The organism is Actinospineispora eucalypti (genome assembly GCF_039543365.1).
Taxonomy (GTDB): Bacteria; Actinomycetota; Actinomycetes; order Mycobacteriales; family Pseudonocardiaceae; genus Pseudonocardia; species Pseudonocardia eucalypti.
The window spans coordinates 109,594-127,558 of the sequence record NZ_BAABJP010000052.1 but is presented as its reverse complement, the minus strand read 5'-3'; the positions used below and the strand labels follow the sequence as shown (position 1 = coordinate 127,558).

Genomic DNA, 17,965 nt, shown 5'->3' with positions numbered 1-17,965 from the left:
CGAAACGTCACTCCTCGGAACGGCCAAGACTCTGACGGGACCTGCGCGTACTGGAGTGATCGGAACCAACCACGGTCGGCGTCACGTGGAGGAACATCCTTACGGGCACAAGGCCAGGCAAGTCGATCCGCCTTCACCCACACCAGCAGGCCGAAGGCGTACCTGCCGATCGACGCTAGCCACGGTCACGTCACGTGGAAGCGCATCCCCGGAGCCCCCTCAGGCGCCAAGTCGATCGGTCGCGCACAACCAATGTACATAAATCCTCAAGCACATGTCCACTGCTACTCCGAGTCCACCCAGATGGTGGAACGGTTATGGACGAAAATTCAACGACTGTAGAGCAGTGATTCTCGACCCCCGCTGTCAGGCACCTGACATGCATTCACGGCGTATTTTCGCCACACTGTGCATGTTTATTCATCTTCACATCGTTCATTCGGTGACGAATGAGAAAACAATAGAATGTACATGCCTTGCATATGCCAGTAACAAGTACTGAGGATCTTAAGAGAGCTTTGGGTTCGGAGTGACGAGTTGTCGGTAAGTGGCGGTGCTTCGAGCGTGCGTCACCCTTGGAAACGGGCTCCGGTCGGGCGTGGCCACCGGCCACGCGGCCGCTGCGTGCTGACCGTGTGTGGCCACCGAACCGGGGTTGGTCGAGCGTTGAATGGCCACCATCAGTGGCCAACTTGCCGGCCACTGGACAGTCATCAAACGGACATCTGGTGGCCATCAAACCCTCCGTCGTGGCCACGGTTTGTAGGGGTGCTTAGGTGGCCACGGACTCAAGTCCGAGGCCCCTGCGGTAGTTGCCCGGCCACCCTCGCTCTGCGTCCGCGAAGCTCTCGGCGCCGGCCGTGGAGAACTCCCGAGAGTCGTCCACCGTTCACCCGGCTCACCTCCCGGTGGTCCAAGTTTTGGGCTGCGCACACCCTTACCGAGATCGTTTAACGCGCCCGCTGAGGCGGAGCGGCTCGGGCGGGTGGCCCGGGTCGTAGCCAGAGTCCGATGTGACTACCGGCCGGCCAGGTTTGGCCGCGCGGGTGCCGGACGGCTCCAGCAGTCGGGGGTGGGTGGGCGCTGGAGCGAACGCACTCGGCGCCTGCCCGGACGGAGGCTCGGTTGAAGCGTTTCAGCAGGTCCCACCCTTGGTGCGGGGTGGATACCGCTACTTGCCGGTAGCGATCATCCGAGTTTTCCGATCCGTGATCAGGACGAAATAGTGCTCGGCTGTCGCCACCGGTGCCGCCAAGTGCGTCGACCCCTGGCTGACCTGGGGAAATGATCAGTGGTCGTCTGCATTACAACATCTGTTGGGAAGCCGTATGGATCTCTTCTACAAGTAGATGACGGGCAGATAACTCCTGAACACCGTATAGACATCTTTAGAAGATTTAAGTTACGCTTTGGCCCGCGCGGACCGATCGACTTGGCCCCTGACGGGCGCCGGGGATGCGCTTCCACGTGACGTGACCGTGGCTAGCGTCGATCGATAGGTACGCCTTCGGCCTGCTGGTGTGGGTGAAGGCGGATCGACTTGCGTTGCCCTCAGGACGATGCCCGGGGCCGTAAGGATGTTCCTCCGTAATCCCAGTTCACGGACGGTTCCGATCACTCCAGTTAGCTCGCGCGAGGTCAGGTCTCTTGCCGACTCGTCCAGGAGTGACGTTCTAGATGGCTACCCCGACAGCGATCGACCGGCGGCGCGGCTGCGCCGTGTGGTCGACGGTGCTGCGCGGGTGGTTGTCGCTGTCGTTCGGCAAGGTGTTGCTCGGCGCCGCGATGCTGTGGATGGCCGCAACGTTAATTTCGACCGGGTCTGACCTAAACGAATCTTCGGCAGACGGCACCGTGCGCTTGGTCGCGTACAACCAGGACGCCGACCCGGCTGCCGATGAGCCCGACTGGTCGCAGACGTTCAGCGGCAACTCCACGGCCAAGCCGGCTCCGGCGAACAGCGGTGGTTCCCAGCAGCGGGTCGGGCTGGACGGTCAGGTTGCTTCGATGGCCACGCCGACTCCGGCACGGTCGTTGTCCGAACTGCGCGCCCGGTACCAGCCGGCCGCGGCCGAGACGACCGAATGGCCGCTCGTGACCGGTGGCCACGCGGAGCCGAGCAGTGCCCAGCAGTCGACGGCCACGCCGCCGGTTGCCAGCACCCCGGCCCGGTCGGTGACTGAGCCGGTCTTGGACTTCGTGTCGAAGCTGTTCGACGAGTTGGGCCACGCGGTGTCGACGGGTTCCAGCCAGTCGAGCTCGCCGCGGAGCGCCACCGCGAGCACCGCCGGAAGCAACGGCGGAGTGTCCGAGGGGTCCGGGTACGAGCGGTTCGCGGACTGGGACCTGAGTGACGCGCGTCCGTCGTCCTCTTCTTCGGGCGCGCGGGCGCCATCGACCGAGCAGGTCGACCAGATGATGGGCGGCGTGGTCGACCTGGTGTCCGGGGTCGTGGGCACGGTCGCCGGCAAGAAGGCCGCCGCGCAGACCCGCGAGGCACTGACCGAGCTGACCGACCAGGTGTCCGAAGCGCTCGCGGTCAGTAACAAGCTCAACGGAGGCGCCGGCGGCAACGGTTCGCAGGGCCAGCAGGCCCTCTCCATGCCGGAACGCTCCCCCAAGCAGATCTCGCACGACCCGCTCGTGCGGCCCGAGTCCGACGACGCGCCGCTGGTGTGTCTGGCCATCGGCTGCCCCGAGCGCGACAAGGCGCGGGTTGACCCCCGTTCGGACAACCACGGTGCCCGCGGTCCCCCGGCGAACCGCTTCCCCCGCAACCAGCAAGACGACCCCAACGGCTCCACCCGCAAGATCACTCGGTCCGACCTGGCCGAGGACATCAGCAAGCTGACCAACGACTTCGTCTCCGACCTCGTGCAGCTGGTCGGCGGCGGCAAGAACAACGGTGGCTCCGGCTCGGGTAATTCCGGCCAGGGCTCGCAGCGGCCCCAGCGGCAGCAGGGCCTGGACGACGTGCTCGACCAGTTCGTGGACGTAGCGACCGGGATCGTGAAGGACGTGGCCGGCAAGAAGGCCGCGAAGCACGTGAACGAGGCGCTGACCGACCTGGCCGACCAGTTCTCCCAGGCGCTCAAGCCCGGCAGCAGCAACGGCTCCCAGAACAACGGCTTGCAGAGCGGTGGCTCGCAGAGCGGTGCCGGCCAGCAGCTGGCCGAGAAGATCACCAAGCTGACCAACGGCTTCGTGTCCGACCTGCTGCAGCTGCTCGGTGTCGGCGGCGGCTCCACCAACGGCGGCTCCGGCTCCGGCAGCAACGGCGGCGCGGTCCGCCCGGCCGACAACGGCCAGGGGCAGCAGGCTTCACCACAGCGGCCGAGCCAACAGCAGAGCATCGGCCAGGCGGTCGGGAAGCTGACCGGCGGATTCACCCAGGACCTCCTAGACCTGATCGGTGGCGACGGCCCGGCCAAGCAGACCACTGGAAACGCCGGCGGCAAGACCGGCACCGCTCGCCCGGCGACCCAGGCCGCCACGGCCGCCGAGCCGAAGGCGGTGAAGCGGCCCAAGGGCATCAGCGCCGAGCAGGCGAAGAACGCCGAGACGATCATCGAGGTCGGCCAGAAGCTGGGCGTTCCGCGCAAGGGCCTGCAGACCGCGGTGGCGGCGGCGCTGCAGGAGTCGAGGTTGAAGAACGTCCGCTACGGCGACCTGGACTCGCTGGGGTTGTTCCAGCAGCGGCCGTCGCAGGGCTGGGGCACCGTCAAGCAGGTCCTCGACCCCGTGCACGCGGCCACCAAGTTCTTCAAGACCCTGAAGAACGTCGACGGCTGGCAGGGCAAGTCGATCACCAAGGCGGCGCAGGCGGTGCAGCGCTCGGCTTACCCGAACGCCTACGCCAAGTGGGCCGAGAAGGCCGACCAGGTGGTCGACTATGTCCTCGGTAAGCAGGGCGGCAAGGCCACCCCCCGGGTGCAGCAGGCCAGCGCCCGCCGGGACGAGCCGGCCACCGCGGCGCGGGTGACCCCGGCGGTGGCGCGGCGGGTGGACCCGGATGCCGGTGAGCAGGGCCAGGTACAGACCGCCCGGCGCATCGACCCGCAGACCGCCCGCCGGGTGGACCCGCACACCGCCCGCCGCGTCGACCCCCGCCCGACCAACACCGGCAACCAGACCGGCACCGGGCAGCAGCAGTTGGCGCAGAACATCACCAAGCTGACCAACAACTTCGTCGGCAACCTGCTCGAGCTGCTCGGCGTCGGCGGCGGCTCGAACGGCGGCAACGACGGCGGTCAGGCTCCGGCCCAGCAGGCCTCGACCCAGCCCCAGCAGTCCAACGACCTCGGTGCGGCGATCGGTGAGTCGGTGGACAACTTCCTCACCGACCTGTTCGGCAAGCTGGGTATCTCCCGCCCGTCGGGCAACGGCCAGAGCCAGCAGGGACAGCAGGCTCCCCAGCAGCAGAGCGATCTGGGCCAGGCGATCGGGCAGCTGACCAACAACTTCGTCGGCAACCTGCTGGAGCTGCTCGGTGTCGGCGGCAACTCCAACGGCGGTTCGAACGGTTCGGCCGGTGGTTCGGGTCAGGCCCAGCAGCAGGCTTCCCAGCAGCAGCCGTCGCTGGAGGATGCGCTGGGCAACTTCGTGAACACCGCTTCCGGGATCGTGTCCCAGGTCGCGGGTGAGGACGCCGGGCAGCAGACCCAGCAGGCGCTGGGCACCCTGTTCGAGCAGCTGCTCTCCGGCGGCGGCCAGAACAACGGCGGCGCCCAGCAGAACAGCGCCCAGCAGAACAGCGCCCAGCAGAGCACCGGTCAGCGGGGTGGCGGGCAGGATCTGGCCGGAGCGATCTCGGATCGGACCGACCAGTTCGTGTCGGATCTGATGGAGCGCATCGGCGGCGGTAACCGGGGTGGGTCGGAGCACGGTGGTGGTCCGTTCTCCGATGACCCGGACTACTGGGAGGGCTTGTACTACGACGCGTTCATGGCGGAGGCCAAGGCCGCCGGCCAGCAACAGCAGGCCGCCCAGCAACAGCAGCAGGGTCAAACCGAACAGCAGGGCCAGACCGGGCAGCAGAACCAGGCCCAGCAGCAGGCCCCGAGCGCGGACGAGGCGTTGGGCAACTTCGTGAACACCGCCTCGGGCCTGGTCGGGCAGGTCTCCGGGGAGGACGCCGCGCAACAGACGCAGGAGGCCCTGGGCGGGGTGTTCGGCCAGTTGCTTTCGGGTGGTGCCGGTGAAGGGGGCGGCACCACCCAGAACCCAGCCCAGGGCGGCGTGCGTCAGGCCGGCATGAGCAGCGACCGCGGCCAGCTGGCTGGGCGGATCGGTGAGCGGACCGAACAGTTCGTTTCCGACCTGCTGCAGGACCTCGGGGTGTCCCGCCCGAGCACCGGCCGGGCGGCGGCGGTGAACCAGAGCGCCGGCCGCCAGACGCAGCAGCGGCAGGACAGCGACTTTGACCTGGACGAGGTGCTGGGCCGGTTCGGTGATGCCGCGACCGAGGTGGTGTCCCAGGTGGCCGGGGACAAGGCCGGCCGCCGGGTCGGCGAGGCGTTCGACGAGCTGCGGGACCAGATCGGCGACGCCTTCTCCCCGCGTGACTCGCGTGGGAGTGTGCAGCGGCCGGTCCAGGCCAACCGCAACACCACCGGCCGCGAGGGCGGGTCGATCGGTGACACCGTCGATGACTTCCTCACCGACCTGTTCGACCAGATCGGCCTCGGTGGCAAGGGCAACGGTCACGGCCAGGCCGCCGCCGGCCAGCACCAGGGGCAGAGTTCGCAGCGGCCCCAGCAGCAGGGTGATCTGGGTCAGCGGATCGGTGAGCTGACCAATGGCTTCGTCTCGGACCTGCTCGACACCCTCGGTGTCTCTGGGGGCGGCAACTCCAACGGTGGCGGCGGCAACAACGGTGCCCGCTCGAGCCAGAGCCAGGGGCAGGGCACGCGGCCCGCGGGGCTGGACGACTTCGAGCAGATCCTCGGTGGGGTCACCGACGTCGTTTCTGGTCTGGTCGGCCAGGTGGCTGGGCAGCAGGCGGGTTCGCAGGCCCGGGAGATGCTGACCAACGCCGCGCAGGATGTGCTCACCGCACTCGCGGCCGGGAATCGCTACGGCCAGGGCAATGGCGCCGGGCAGCAAGGCGGTGGCCAGCAGGCCACCCAGGGTGGCCAGGGCGGTAGTGGTAGTAAGGACAACGGCTGGGCGCTCAACAACGACGGCCAGTTCGCCGGCACCCAGTGCGACAGCGACGTCGAGTGTGCCCTGGCCGACGGAAACCTGAAGACCCGCCAGCCGCAGTCACTGTCCAACCGTGGCCCCCCGCGGCTGTTGGATGACCCGAACAGCAACACCACCGGCGCCGCGCAGTCGGTGAACTGGTGGGACCCGAACTATTCGACGCAGTCCACCCAGCAGGCCCTGGATGACCGGCTCGCGGTGCTCAGTGGCCAGAAGAAGCTGGACGCGGCGAAGTCGCAGCTGGACGCAAAGAAGATCACCCAGGCCGAGTACGACAAGCAGGTCTCCGCCCAGAAGGCGTTGCAGACCAAGGCGAATGAGTCCGCCGGCCAGCTCGACCCCTACGACAGCGAGTTGCTCAACAACGTGGTCACCGGTCAGCAGCAGCTGGGCGCGGCGAAGACCAAGCTGGACGAGTCGAAGAAGCAGCTGGACGCGGGGAAGATCACCAAGGCCGCTTATGACAAGCAGGCCGCCGCCTACAACACCCAGCAGGACCAGGTTTACGCACAGACCGCCGAGCTACGCGGCGCCGCCGGGTATGACACGGTCAGCCAGGCCAACCTGGGCAAGGGCGGTGCCGGCGCGGCGTGCTCCAACGACGGGGCGTTCGCCCAATGCTCCACCGCCGCGATCGACCCGAAGACCGGCAAGCTGAAGCAGGATCAGAGCTACTGCCTGATCGGTGTCTCCGGGTGTTCGGCCGAGGCGAAGAGCGGGGACCGGGTGGCGAATGCGTTCTGTGATCCGGAGAAGGGTTGCGGCACCACCACCAAGGCCGGTAAGACCACCGCGGAAACCACCTGCGGTAAGGGCGAGTGCAACCTGTCGGCCACCGCCGATTCCCAGGGTTCGGACACGTTCTGTCAGGCGCGTAACGGGTGTACAGAAAACGGGAAACTGCCCACCGCCCCCAACGCCAAGGATGTCGCGGCCGGGAAGAAGGACGGCACCTCGGAGTCCCAGGGTGCGTGCACGAAGGACTGCGCGCTGGCCGGGTTCGCCAACGCCTCCCAGGCCGGGTCGGACTGCAACACCCGCAACGGCACCTGTGACAACACCTCCACCGGCCGCCGCACCACCGAGACCGAACCGGCCCCGGCCAACGAGACCCCGGCTCAGGCCGCCGCCCGCGCGAAGGAGAACGGCGAGGCGACCAGCAAGGCGCACTGCCAGGCCAGCGCGGTCGGCTGTGACACCACCAGCACGGTCACCGCCGGCACCGACCCGACCACCGGGCAGCGCGGCTGGCTGGCCGAGTTCCTGTTCGGCCCCAGTGACGACGAAGGCACCCCCGGCAAGCCGGCCGCCGAGGCCGCCGTGCGGTGCGCGCAGGGAGCCAAGGACTGCAAGGGCAACGCCACCAGCACCGCGAACGGCAAGACGGAGAACACCGAGACCACTCCCGAAATCCCGGCGGTGGCCGCGGACCCGGCTACGGGGCAAGCCGCGGTCCGGGCCACCCCGGCCAAGAAGAACACCGACAACCGGGTGCACACCGGCACCGCCGGCTGCGAGGTCTCGGGCGGTTCCTGCACCACCTCCTCCGGCCTGGGTGAGGACGAGGGCGACGGCACCCTCGCCCACAGCTCGGTGTACTGCGAGGACACCAAGGGCTGCGGCGGCAAGGCGAACACCGCCACCACCGCCCAGATCACCGCCGGGATCGATGGCAAGACCGCGACCCGCAAGACCGACGCCCACCACGACTGCACCGTGGGCGGCGCCACCGGTGACTGCGCCAACGACTCCAGCAGCACCGTCGCCAACACCAACGCCGGCACCAATTTCGACACTGAGCTCGCCGCCACCGAGACCCCGACCGTTGGGGCGGACGGCAAGCCGGTCAAGGCGAAGAAGGTCGACCCGATCGCCGAGCTGGGCAAGGGCCTGACCGCGACCAGCAAGACCACCGCGGTGCTGTTCTGCGGCTCGACCGACTGCAAGGCCTCCGACAACGGCGCCACCTCCGGCGAGGCCTCCGGAGACGTGAAGGGCCTACGCGACTCCGACGGGGTGACCAAGTGCGAGGTGCACGGCACCAACGGCACCTGCGGGTCGGCCACCGAAACCACCGTGGCCTACCGCGAGGAGCAGGTCCGGGCGGACGGCAAGAAGATCCCCGCCGGGGTCGTCAGCGTCTCCCACGCCGACGCCCAGGTCCGCTGCCAGGACGCCAAGACCTGTGGCGGCAACTCCTACACCGAAACCTCCGCACTGGACACCAGCGTCTCCGAGCACCGCCGCGGTTCCTCGGACGCCGCGGAGTGCACCGTGCGCAACGGTGACTGCCTGGGCCAGACCAGCTCCGACGCTTCCAGCGCGCCGGAGTTCCTCAAGTACGACCCCAAGACCGGCAAGCCGCTGCCCGGCCAGCCCACCTCGGGTCCGACCTCCACCAGCCGCGCCTCGGCGTCCCTTGACTGCCAGAGCAAGGACTGTGAGGGCACCGCGAAGACCACCGCGGCCGCCTGGGACGGCGCCGTCGACGGCGGCAAGCCCCGCACCAGCGAAGGCACCGTCGGCTGTGAGAAGGGCGCGACCTCCTGCCAGGTGCAGACCCTGTCCAACGCCACCACCGGCCCCGGCGCCGCCCTCACCTACGCCGGCGAGGACGCCGAGGTGAACGCCAAGCGCCTGGGCGAAGGCCCCTCGGCCGCGTCCACCATCGGCGGCAAGATGGAGTGCGACACCACCTGCGGCGGCAAGATCACCGGGACCGTGCTGGCCACCAACCCCGGCGTCTCCGACGACCCGCGCGGGAACAAGGCCGACGGCTCCTGCGCCGGCGCCACCGGCGGCCAGTGCACCGCGGTCATCAACGGCGGCTCCTCCACCGGCCCCGACGCCAACGTGATCCGCCCCATGGTCCAGGACCAGCCCACCGACAACGCCACCACCAGCAACACCCAGGTCGGCGACAACGGTGACAGCAGCCAGCCCCAGGACGGCGCCGCCAACAGCAAGAACGGCAAGGCGGGTAAGAACGGCAAGACCGGCGAGACCGCGCGGCAGGACGACGGCCAGGACCCGAACCAGCCCGGCCAGAACCCCAACCAGCCGGCCACCGCCCCCGGTTCCTCCGCCAACACCGGCGGCGCCGGCGTCCCGGGTGCCTCCTCCTGGACCACCGCGTGGGCCACGCTGAACTGCGACGGCGCCACCAAGTGCAAGGGCACCCCGCACAGCTCCGCCACCGGCATCACCGGCACCAGCCACAACAACGGCGGTGAAGGCTCGCGCGGCCCACCGGAAGCCACCGGCGAAACCACCAGCACCTGCGACACCACCGGTGCCGCATGCCAGGCCACCTCCACGTCGACCGCCGGTTCCGGCCAGGTCGTCGCGGACGTGTTCACCGCTCAAAACAAGACCGCCGCCGCCGAGGCGACGAAGAAGGCCGAGCAGGACGCCGAGCAGGCCAAGCAGGCCGCTGCCGCCCCGGGCGCGACCGACAAGGCAAAAAAGCACGCAGAGCAAGCGAGCAAGACCGCCGAGCAGGCGAAGAAGGACGCCGAGTCCGCCACCAAGGTGGCCGACACGCTGCTCACCGAGAAGGATCTTCCGGCGGCGTGGTCGCAGTCCTCCTCCATCGCCCAGTGCGCAGGCGGCGACAAGACGGGCTGCAAGGCCACCACCACCGGCAAGGTGACCGGCGCCCCCGGCAACTCGCACACCGAGGCCACCTGCACCGGCGGGAAGAACGGCTGCGCGGCCACCAGCGACGCCACCGTGATGCTGTTCCGCGACTCCGGCCAGGTCGACCCGGGCAAGGACAAGAAGGACCCCAAGGACGACAAGCCGCTCCCCGGCTACGCCACCACCGGTGACACCGGCTCGAACCTGATCTGCCCCGAAGGCTGCACCGGCAAGGTCACCGGCAACGCCCAGATGGAGCTGGAGCAGCAGGGCCGCAACGCCAAGAGCACCGGCGAGGGCAGCGCCGCCTGCGACGGCACCAAGTCCTGCCAGGCCGGCATCCGCATCTCCACCAGCGCCGCCGCGACCGACGCAGGGGTCGACGAGAAGCAGCGGTTCGCCGCCACCTCCGCGCAGGTCGCGGTCACCTGCACCGACGGCTCCGAGGGCGGTTGCCCGGTCAAGGCGGTCAGCGACTCGAACGGCAGCGGTGCCAAGAAGGTCAACGCCAAGTCCGACGCCAAGTGCGACGCCGCTTCCGGCTGTGTGGTCGGCACCAGCGCCACCGCGTCGCCGGAGATGGTGCAGGTCGCCTTCCAGTGCGGCGGCGCCGGCGGCTGCACCGGTCACAGCGAGGGCGAGGCGAAGGCCGCCAAGTCCAGCGGCAACGCCCACAGCGACTGCAAGCTCTCGCAGAGCGGCCAGTGCGCGGGCGGCAGCCTGGTCGGGGCGAGCGACGACGGCAGCGCGATGGCCGGCGCCAGCTGCCAGGGCACCAAGGGCGCCGACTGCGGCTACCACTTCGAGGCCAAGGCGTCCGACCGGGCCAGCGCCGGGCCGAACTGGGCGAAGGCGGACGCGCACGGTTCCGAGGACGGCAAGATGGGCGGCGGCACCGTGCAGGTGTTCGCCAAGGCCACCGCCGGGCCCGGCCAGGCGCAGGCCAGCGCCACCTGCACCGGCGCCAAGAACTGCACCAACCCCTACTCCGCGCACGCCGAGGCGCACGACTACTACTCGGTGCAGGCCAGCAAGGCCAACCCCGACCAGCCGTCGGGCTACGGCAAGGCCGACGCGTCGGGCACCTGCCACGGCAACAAGAAGGGCGGCGGCAGCTGCGGCGTGCAGGCCCAGGCCGACGCCCGCGCCGCCCGCGCCAAGGTGGACTGCTTCGGTGACTGCTCGGGCTTCGTGAAGGAGGCGGAGCACGCCACCGGCTTCGTCAAGACCGGCCCGTCCTACAACGAGCAGGTGGCGATGGCCCGCGCCGCCGCCGCTCGGGCCAGGCACGAGGTCAAGGACCTCGACACCTGGATGAACGGACTCAGCAAGGACGAGTCGGCCATCGGTTACAAGAAGACCAAGGACGGCTACGAGATCTACACCAAGGAGGCCGGCTCCACCGAGGTCAAGACCAGCACGTGCAAGGCCGCCGAGTGCGACCCGAAGATCACCGGCGGCGGCGGTGAGGTCAACATCCCGCAGTCGGGCAACCCGGTGACCAGCCGACCGTCCACCCCGGGCGGCAAGCCCGAGGACAACCACACCTGTGACGCCAACGTGGGCTGCGGCCTCTCCGGCGACGGACAGGGCAACGGTGGCTGGGTCGTCGAGGGCGAAGGCAATGTGCACGACGGCATCACCGACACCAACCTGCACCTCAAGAACAACAAGCCGGTCGGCGGCGGCCCGGACAACATCAACAACGGCAGCTTCGGCAACACCCGGGGCGCCCCGTTCACCTTCACCTGCAACGGCGGCTGCAAGGGCTCGATCAGCAACACCGACATCGGCAAGGGCAAGTTCACCGACGAGATCGACCTGGACGGCACGCCGAACCTGCTGATCGGCCGCGACGGCCTGGGCAACCTGGGGAACTACGCCCACGAGGGCGGCGGAACCATCAAGCTGATGAAGCGGGACGGTTCCGGCGAGATGATGGAGACGATCGTCTCCGGCAACGACATGTACCCGATGCGGGAGCAGACCGACGGCCTCACCCCCGAAGAGTGGGCCGACATCACCAACAAGTACGGCTACACCCCGTGGGACCTGGACACCATCTCCTCGGTGCTGGAGAAGGGTGACTCGCTGATCGGCTACCGGGCCAACGGAGACGGCACCTACACCGTCTACTCGAAGGACGCCGGCCAGGAAGGCGTCGACCGCCGCAACTGCTCCACGACGGATACCAAGTGCGCCTCCGGCGGGAATGGCCACGTCACCTTCGGCAACGGCGACCCGACCGCTTCGCAGAACCCGGGCGGGGGCCGGAAGGACAACACCTGCACCTCCGCCAAGTCCTGCGGCCTGGCCGCCACCGGCAACGGCGCCGGCATGTGGTGGCTGGAGGGCAACGGCAGCGTGCACGACGGCACCTCTGGCTCCACGGTCAACTACACCGACAGCGGCGCGAACACCAAGCAGGGCGGCACCTTCGCCAACACCAAGGACGTACCGTTCAGCGCCACCTGCAAGGACGGCTGCACCGGCGACGTCGGCTTCGGCGACCGGATGGACCACATCGAGCTCAAAGACTCGACCAACGTGATGATCAACGCGCGGACCGCTGACGGCGGGCGCGGACAGATCATGTGGGCCGGCAAGGGCCACTACGTCAGCGCCGAGGGCGACAAGGTGTGGGCCGACCTGACCGAGACCGCCTACGACCCGAACAACGAGTTGCCGGACAGCGGCCGCCAGGACGCGGCCGACGACACCACCTTGATCGTCACCCGGAACAAGGCGGGCGACTCCGGCTACTACGCGCTGCCCACCGGCCAGACCGGCCGCATCGAGCTCAAAGAGGGCTACGTACTGGACAACCGCAGCGACGACCGGCCGGACGCGGACAATCCGGATGCCTACAACTTCAGCCACTACACGGACGTGCTGCGCGCCTCCACCCCGAACGCGGACGGCAAGGGCGGCGTGCTGGAGTGCGGCGGCCACTGCACGATCACCGGGCCGGGTCTTCCCGAGCAGAACACCACCTGTGAGCGGTGCATCTGGGCGGAGTACCTGGCCAGCGGTACCGGCCCGCACCCCGCCGGCTACCGCGAGGTCACCAACATGGCGGGCGGGCCGGTCACCTGGCAGAACCCCACCGGGGACAAGGTGATCTGTGACGGCTGCAGCTTCACCCAGTACAACCGGGACAAGAACGGCAACGGCGGTGGCGTGGTCTGCTCCGGCATGGCCGCCGGCGGCGACGGCACGGCCTGCAAGTCGGTCTCCCGCGAGGGCACCGAGGTTTCCGACAACCAGGGCCTGCGGCACGCCTACCGCAACGCGGACGGCAGCGAGGGCTGGTCCTGCGCGGAGAACAAGGACTCCTGCGGCAACCGCCCAGACCTGAGGTTCGACTGGAAGGGCGACCCGGACGAGAAGTGGGCGCTGGTTCTGGACCCGAACTACAAGCGCGACCCTACCGGCGCGCAGATGGACAAGGACCTGGCCAAGGCGCTCGGCGTGGATCCGAACGACCCGCTGCCGCCGCTGACCGCGGATGCGCTGGCCCAGTTGGAGGCCCAGGACGCCAAGAACGGCACCAACTACGCCGAGCAGTACAAGTCCATGCTGCCCATGCTTTCGCAGGGCGAGCAGGCCGACATGGGCTTCACCTACCTGCAGTCGCAGGTCACCGACAAGCGCCTGCGGGAGAAGTACGGCACGCTCTACGACGAGCGGATCAAGCCGGTGCTGGACGCCTACGAAGCGGCCAACGCCGACCACAACCTGACCGCCGCGGAGCGCGCCGACCTGCAGAAGAAGTTCGAAGGGCTGGGCGACCTCGACCAGGGCATGGTCTACGAGTGGTCCGCCGCCCGGGGCGTGCTGGACGGCATCGACGACGCCACCTGGGTCCGGCCGGACATCAAGGAGGTCGAGGCCAAGCTCGGCGCGAACCCGGAGATGGTCGAGCGGCTGGCCGGCCCGGAGCCGGTCAACCCCGCCCAGCCCGGCTACGGCAAGACCGCGATGGAGCGCGCGCTGGAGAACGTGCGCACCGACCTGGGCGTCACCGACGGGGGCAAGCCCGACCCGAACGCGGTGTACAGCATGAACCAGAACGCCCTGCTGGCGTTCAAGCCCCGGCAGATCGAGCTGGACCGGACCACGGCCGGCTACATGCGCGAGGTCACCGACTACAACAAGCAGGCCAAGGCGTTCGAGAAGAACGGCGGCTCGGAAGAGGACCGGCAGCGGCTGATCGACTGGAAGGACCGCCTGGACAAGCAGGACGCGGACATCAAGGCCGAGCGGAACCTCCTCACCGAGGCGACCAAGAACCTCAAGGGTCCGGAGGACGAGGCCAAGCAGGAGCGGCTGCGGGCCATGGACGAGGCGGTCGGCGCGGCCACCGGCGACAAGCCGTGGTCCGACCAGATCACCAAGGCCAGGGCGCAGCTGGAACGGGTCCAGGAGATCCAGGGCAGCCTGGACGAGAAGGACAAGCAGCAGAAGGACTGGAAGGACCGGCTGTCCCCGTTCAGCACCATGGCGGCGCTGAACTACACCGGCATCACCCGCAACCTGGACCTGCGCGCGGACAACAACCCACTGGGCCGGCTGTCCCTGCCGTCCACCGGCAAGTCGGACTTCTACTACGCCATGAAGGCCGGCAAGAACCTGCCGGAGTTCGACAACTACTCCGGCGACCTGAAGGAGTATTTCAAGAGCCTGTCCCGGGACGAGCTGGCCAACCTGGCCTCCCAGATGTCGGTGAGCGGCTTCGACGGGATGATCCGGGACCGGAACGTGGAGAAGGGCGAGGACCCGAAGGACTTCGAGGACCGCGAGGACGGCGACAAGGTCTTCAAGGCCATGAAGGACCTCGGCGGCGACGGCTACACCTACGACGCGGAGCGGATGCTCTACCGGAAGGGCGGCCAGGACGAGTGGCAGCCGATGCTGGTGTACCGCGTCAAGGACTCCGACGGCAACGTCGTCGGCTACGTGGACGCCACCGGGGCGCACTTCGACGACCTGCAGGACTTCCGGGACAACAACACGCTGCCGGACGACTCGGACATCATCACCCGCGAGGACTGGGGTAAGGAAAACAGTCCGCTGAGCATGACCTCCGCCCACCACACCACCACGTTCGAAAAGGTGATGGACTACGTGGTCGCGCCGGGCGCGATCATCCTCGGTGGCCTGGCCATCGTGGTCAGCCCGCTAACCGGTCCGGCGGCGCCGGTCGTGGCCGGGGTCGGCTGGGGTGGTGTCGCCTTCGGCACCGGCTACTTCGTCGGCAAGGCCGTCGGCAACATCATCGTGCGGGCGCAGCACGGCCAGTCGAACGGCTTCGACAATCCCGCGGCCGTGGCCGACTACGTCACCCTGGGTGCATCTGCCCTAATAGGTGTAGGTTCGGTGGTGCGGCCCATTGCGACAACGGCAGTCGGGGCCATTGCGCGAGGTAGCGGTATGGCCGCGTTCGGCCTGATGTACGGGCACTCCGCCTACACCACCTGGGCCAACTGGGACAAGATGACCCCGGGCCAGCAGAACGAGGCCATGTGGGGCCTGACCACCGGTGGCCTGATGCTGCTGACGCCGCTGGCCGCGCGCGGCATCCGGGGCGCCTTCTACCAGGAGGGCATGGTCCCGGGCCGGGTGTGGGCCGGCAATGACCCGGCGCTGGGCAACACCAGGGGCCGTTCGGCGGTCGACCTGGTGAGCGAGGCGCTGGCCGGCGGCGAGCGGACCGCCACCATCGAGCAGCTGATGCAGCGCACCGGGCTGACCGAGGCGCAGGTCCGTGAGGCGATCGCCACCGCGCCGCTGAACGGCCGGGGCGAGGCGCCGTTCCGGATCATCCGCGACTACGAGGGCAACCCGACTGTGGAGTCCGGTGCCTTCCGGGCGCTGCGCGTCCCGACCGACACGGAGAACCGGCCGGCCTACGACGTGCTGACCGACTCCATGCCTCGGCGTAGCTCGGCCACCATGGACCAGGTCAGGGCGGCGACCGGGCTGAGCGAGCGGCAGATCCGCGAGGCCGTGGAGAACGCGCCGGTGAACTCCCGGAACAACGCCGAGTTCCGGATCGTCACCGACCGCAACGGCAACACCTTCGTGGAGCGGGGCAACTTCAGGAGCGGCGGCGACTTCAGCCTCGGCAACCAGGTGCGCTCGATCGTCGACGAGCTGGGCGGACAGAACGCCACCGGCGGCCGGATCATGACCATGGCGGACGTCATGAGCGCCCTGAACCAGCGGGGCATCAACGCCAGCGAGACCGCGGTCATCGAGGCCATCAACGGCATCAACGGCATCAACTACATGGGCATCCCGGGCCGCGCCGGCATCGTCCGCACCGAGGCCGGCCCGCAGCCCACCGGAATGGTCGCCAGCTACCAGGCACCGGCGCCCCGGGGCGGCAGCGAGCCTGGCGCCCCCAACCCCGGTGAGCAGAGCACACCGGCCCAGGCGCTGCAGGCGTTCAAGGAGATCAGCCTCGACGCTGTGCTCGCCCTGCACGAGAGCCTGTTCGGCAGCCGGGGTGGCTCGGGCCAGGGCGGCGGCCAGGGCGGTCAAGGCGGCCAGCAGGGCGGCGGCTCGGGTGGTGGGTCCGGCGGCGGCACCGGTGGCCGGTCCGGCGGCGGCTCCGGCGGTGGTACCGGTGGCGGCTCCGGCGGTGGTACCGGCGGCACCTCGACCCCGAGCAACCCGCAGCCCGGCCCAGCCTCCGTGCCCGGGCAGGGCGAAAGCGGCCCCGCCTACACGGTGACCTACCGGCCCGTCTCGACCGGTGACACCGGCACGGGGACCGGCACCGGGACCGGCGCAAGCCGTCCGGGCGGCCGGGGTAACCCGAACCCAGCCAACCCCAACCCCGACCCGGCCCCGCCGACCAACCCGACCAGCCCGACCGGCGCCGGACGTCAGGGCCCGGTCGAGCACGGCAGCGGTGGCGACCTGGCGGGCTCCCCGAAGCAGACCGGCACGACCGACACCAGCCAGTCCGGTGGTAGCCGGACCAGTGGCTTCGCACCCGAGCGATCGAAGGAGAACGGCAACGTCTCCGGTACCGACCCGCCGGGTGCCGGCACCACCTCTCAAGCTCCGCACGGCGGTGCACGGCAGCAGGCCGAGGCGCCCGCCACCGCGGAGAACACGTCCAACACCCCGTCCCAGTGGCGGCAGGCGTTGGGCAAGGTGTGGAACGGCACCAAGCGGGCCATGACGACGGCCGTGCTGGTCGTGTTCCTCACCGGGGCGACCGTTCGACCAGTCCCGGTCGAAGCCCCAATGTCGGAACAGGCTTCGAGGCCCGCCGCCGCGCAGGTCGTCGAGGCACCCGGTGCCGGGCAGCAGCTCGGTGCCAAGAACGGCAACGGCAACCCGACGACCGGCGAGGTGACGACTGGACAGACCAGGTCGGCGACCGGGCAGCACGACTCCGGCTCGCGGACCACGACGTACGACCCCACGACCAACAACACGAGGAGCCCGTACAACCAGAACGCCAACACGAGTGACCTGAACACCACGAGCGGCCCGACCGGCTTCGGCTTCCTGGGTGGCTCGAATGGCACGCACAACGCGGGCGGCTCGCCCCTCACCGGTGGTGTCACCACCAACCTGGGTGGCGCGGGTGGCCCGAGCAACCCCATTGGTCCGCGCGGTCCTGTACTGCTGCCGGTCGAGACCACGCCGTTCATGGACCCGATGGAGTTCGGTGGCGGCGGTGGCGGCGGTGGCGGTCGCGGCCGCAGGAACATGTACGAGCGGGTCGCGCCGCCCGGACAGATGGTCAACCCGCTCGTGTGGGTGGGCGACAAGTTCAGCGCCGAATCGCGGTTCGGTAAGTGGGCGTACGACAAGCGCAGCGAGCAGTGGTCGGCCTACTACCAGAAGAACCGGGAGAACGCGCGCGAGCAGCGGGAGTTCTTCGCCCAGGCCGCGGCCGACGACGCACTGATCGCGCGGGGCGACACGGCTACCGGCAGCCGGTACCAGCAGGCCACCGACGTGGCCGAGAGGCTCCGGGCAAGGGCCGCGCAGGAGAGCGACCCGGCCGAGCGGGCCAGGCTGGAAGCAATGGCCCAGAAGGCCGAGAAGATCGCGGCTGATATCCAGGCGCGGCTGCACGCGAACGGCGTGTGGGGTA

The 17,965-nt window shown here is 69.2% G+C and carries 3 protein-coding genes (1 of these 3 cut by a window edge); 1 reads left to right on the top strand and 2 read right to left on the bottom strand.

From position 1 onward, the window contains the following. Nucleotides 1-1,673: 1,673 nt before the first annotated feature. Both ABEB12_RS35885 and ABEB12_RS35880 read right to left on the bottom strand, forming a co-directional pair. Nucleotides 1,674-1,943 (bottom strand): hypothetical protein, encoded by a 270-nt coding sequence (locus tag ABEB12_RS35885; RefSeq protein WP_185063162.1) that lies wholly within the window; start codon nt 1,941-1,943, stop codon nt 1,674-1,676. 51 nt (nt 1,944-1,994) lie between these two features. Continuing rightward, nucleotides 1,995-2,297, bottom strand: a complete 303-nt coding sequence (locus ABEB12_RS35880; RefSeq protein ID WP_185063163.1) for a hypothetical protein — start codon at nt 2,295-2,297, stop codon at nt 1,995-1,997. Nucleotides 2,298-2,304: 7 nt separating this feature from the next. On the opposite strand from ABEB12_RS35880, the gene ABEB12_RS35875 reads away from it, so the two are divergent. Next, a protein-coding gene (locus tag ABEB12_RS35875; RefSeq protein WP_185063164.1) for a DUF4781 domain-containing protein crosses the window boundary here: on the top strand, nt 2,305-17,965 show its beginning. Its footprint extends 36,491 nt past the window's final position; 15,661 of the gene's 52,152 nt are visible here — the first part of the coding sequence; it begins with the start codon at nt 2,305-2,307; the stop codon falls past the right edge of the window.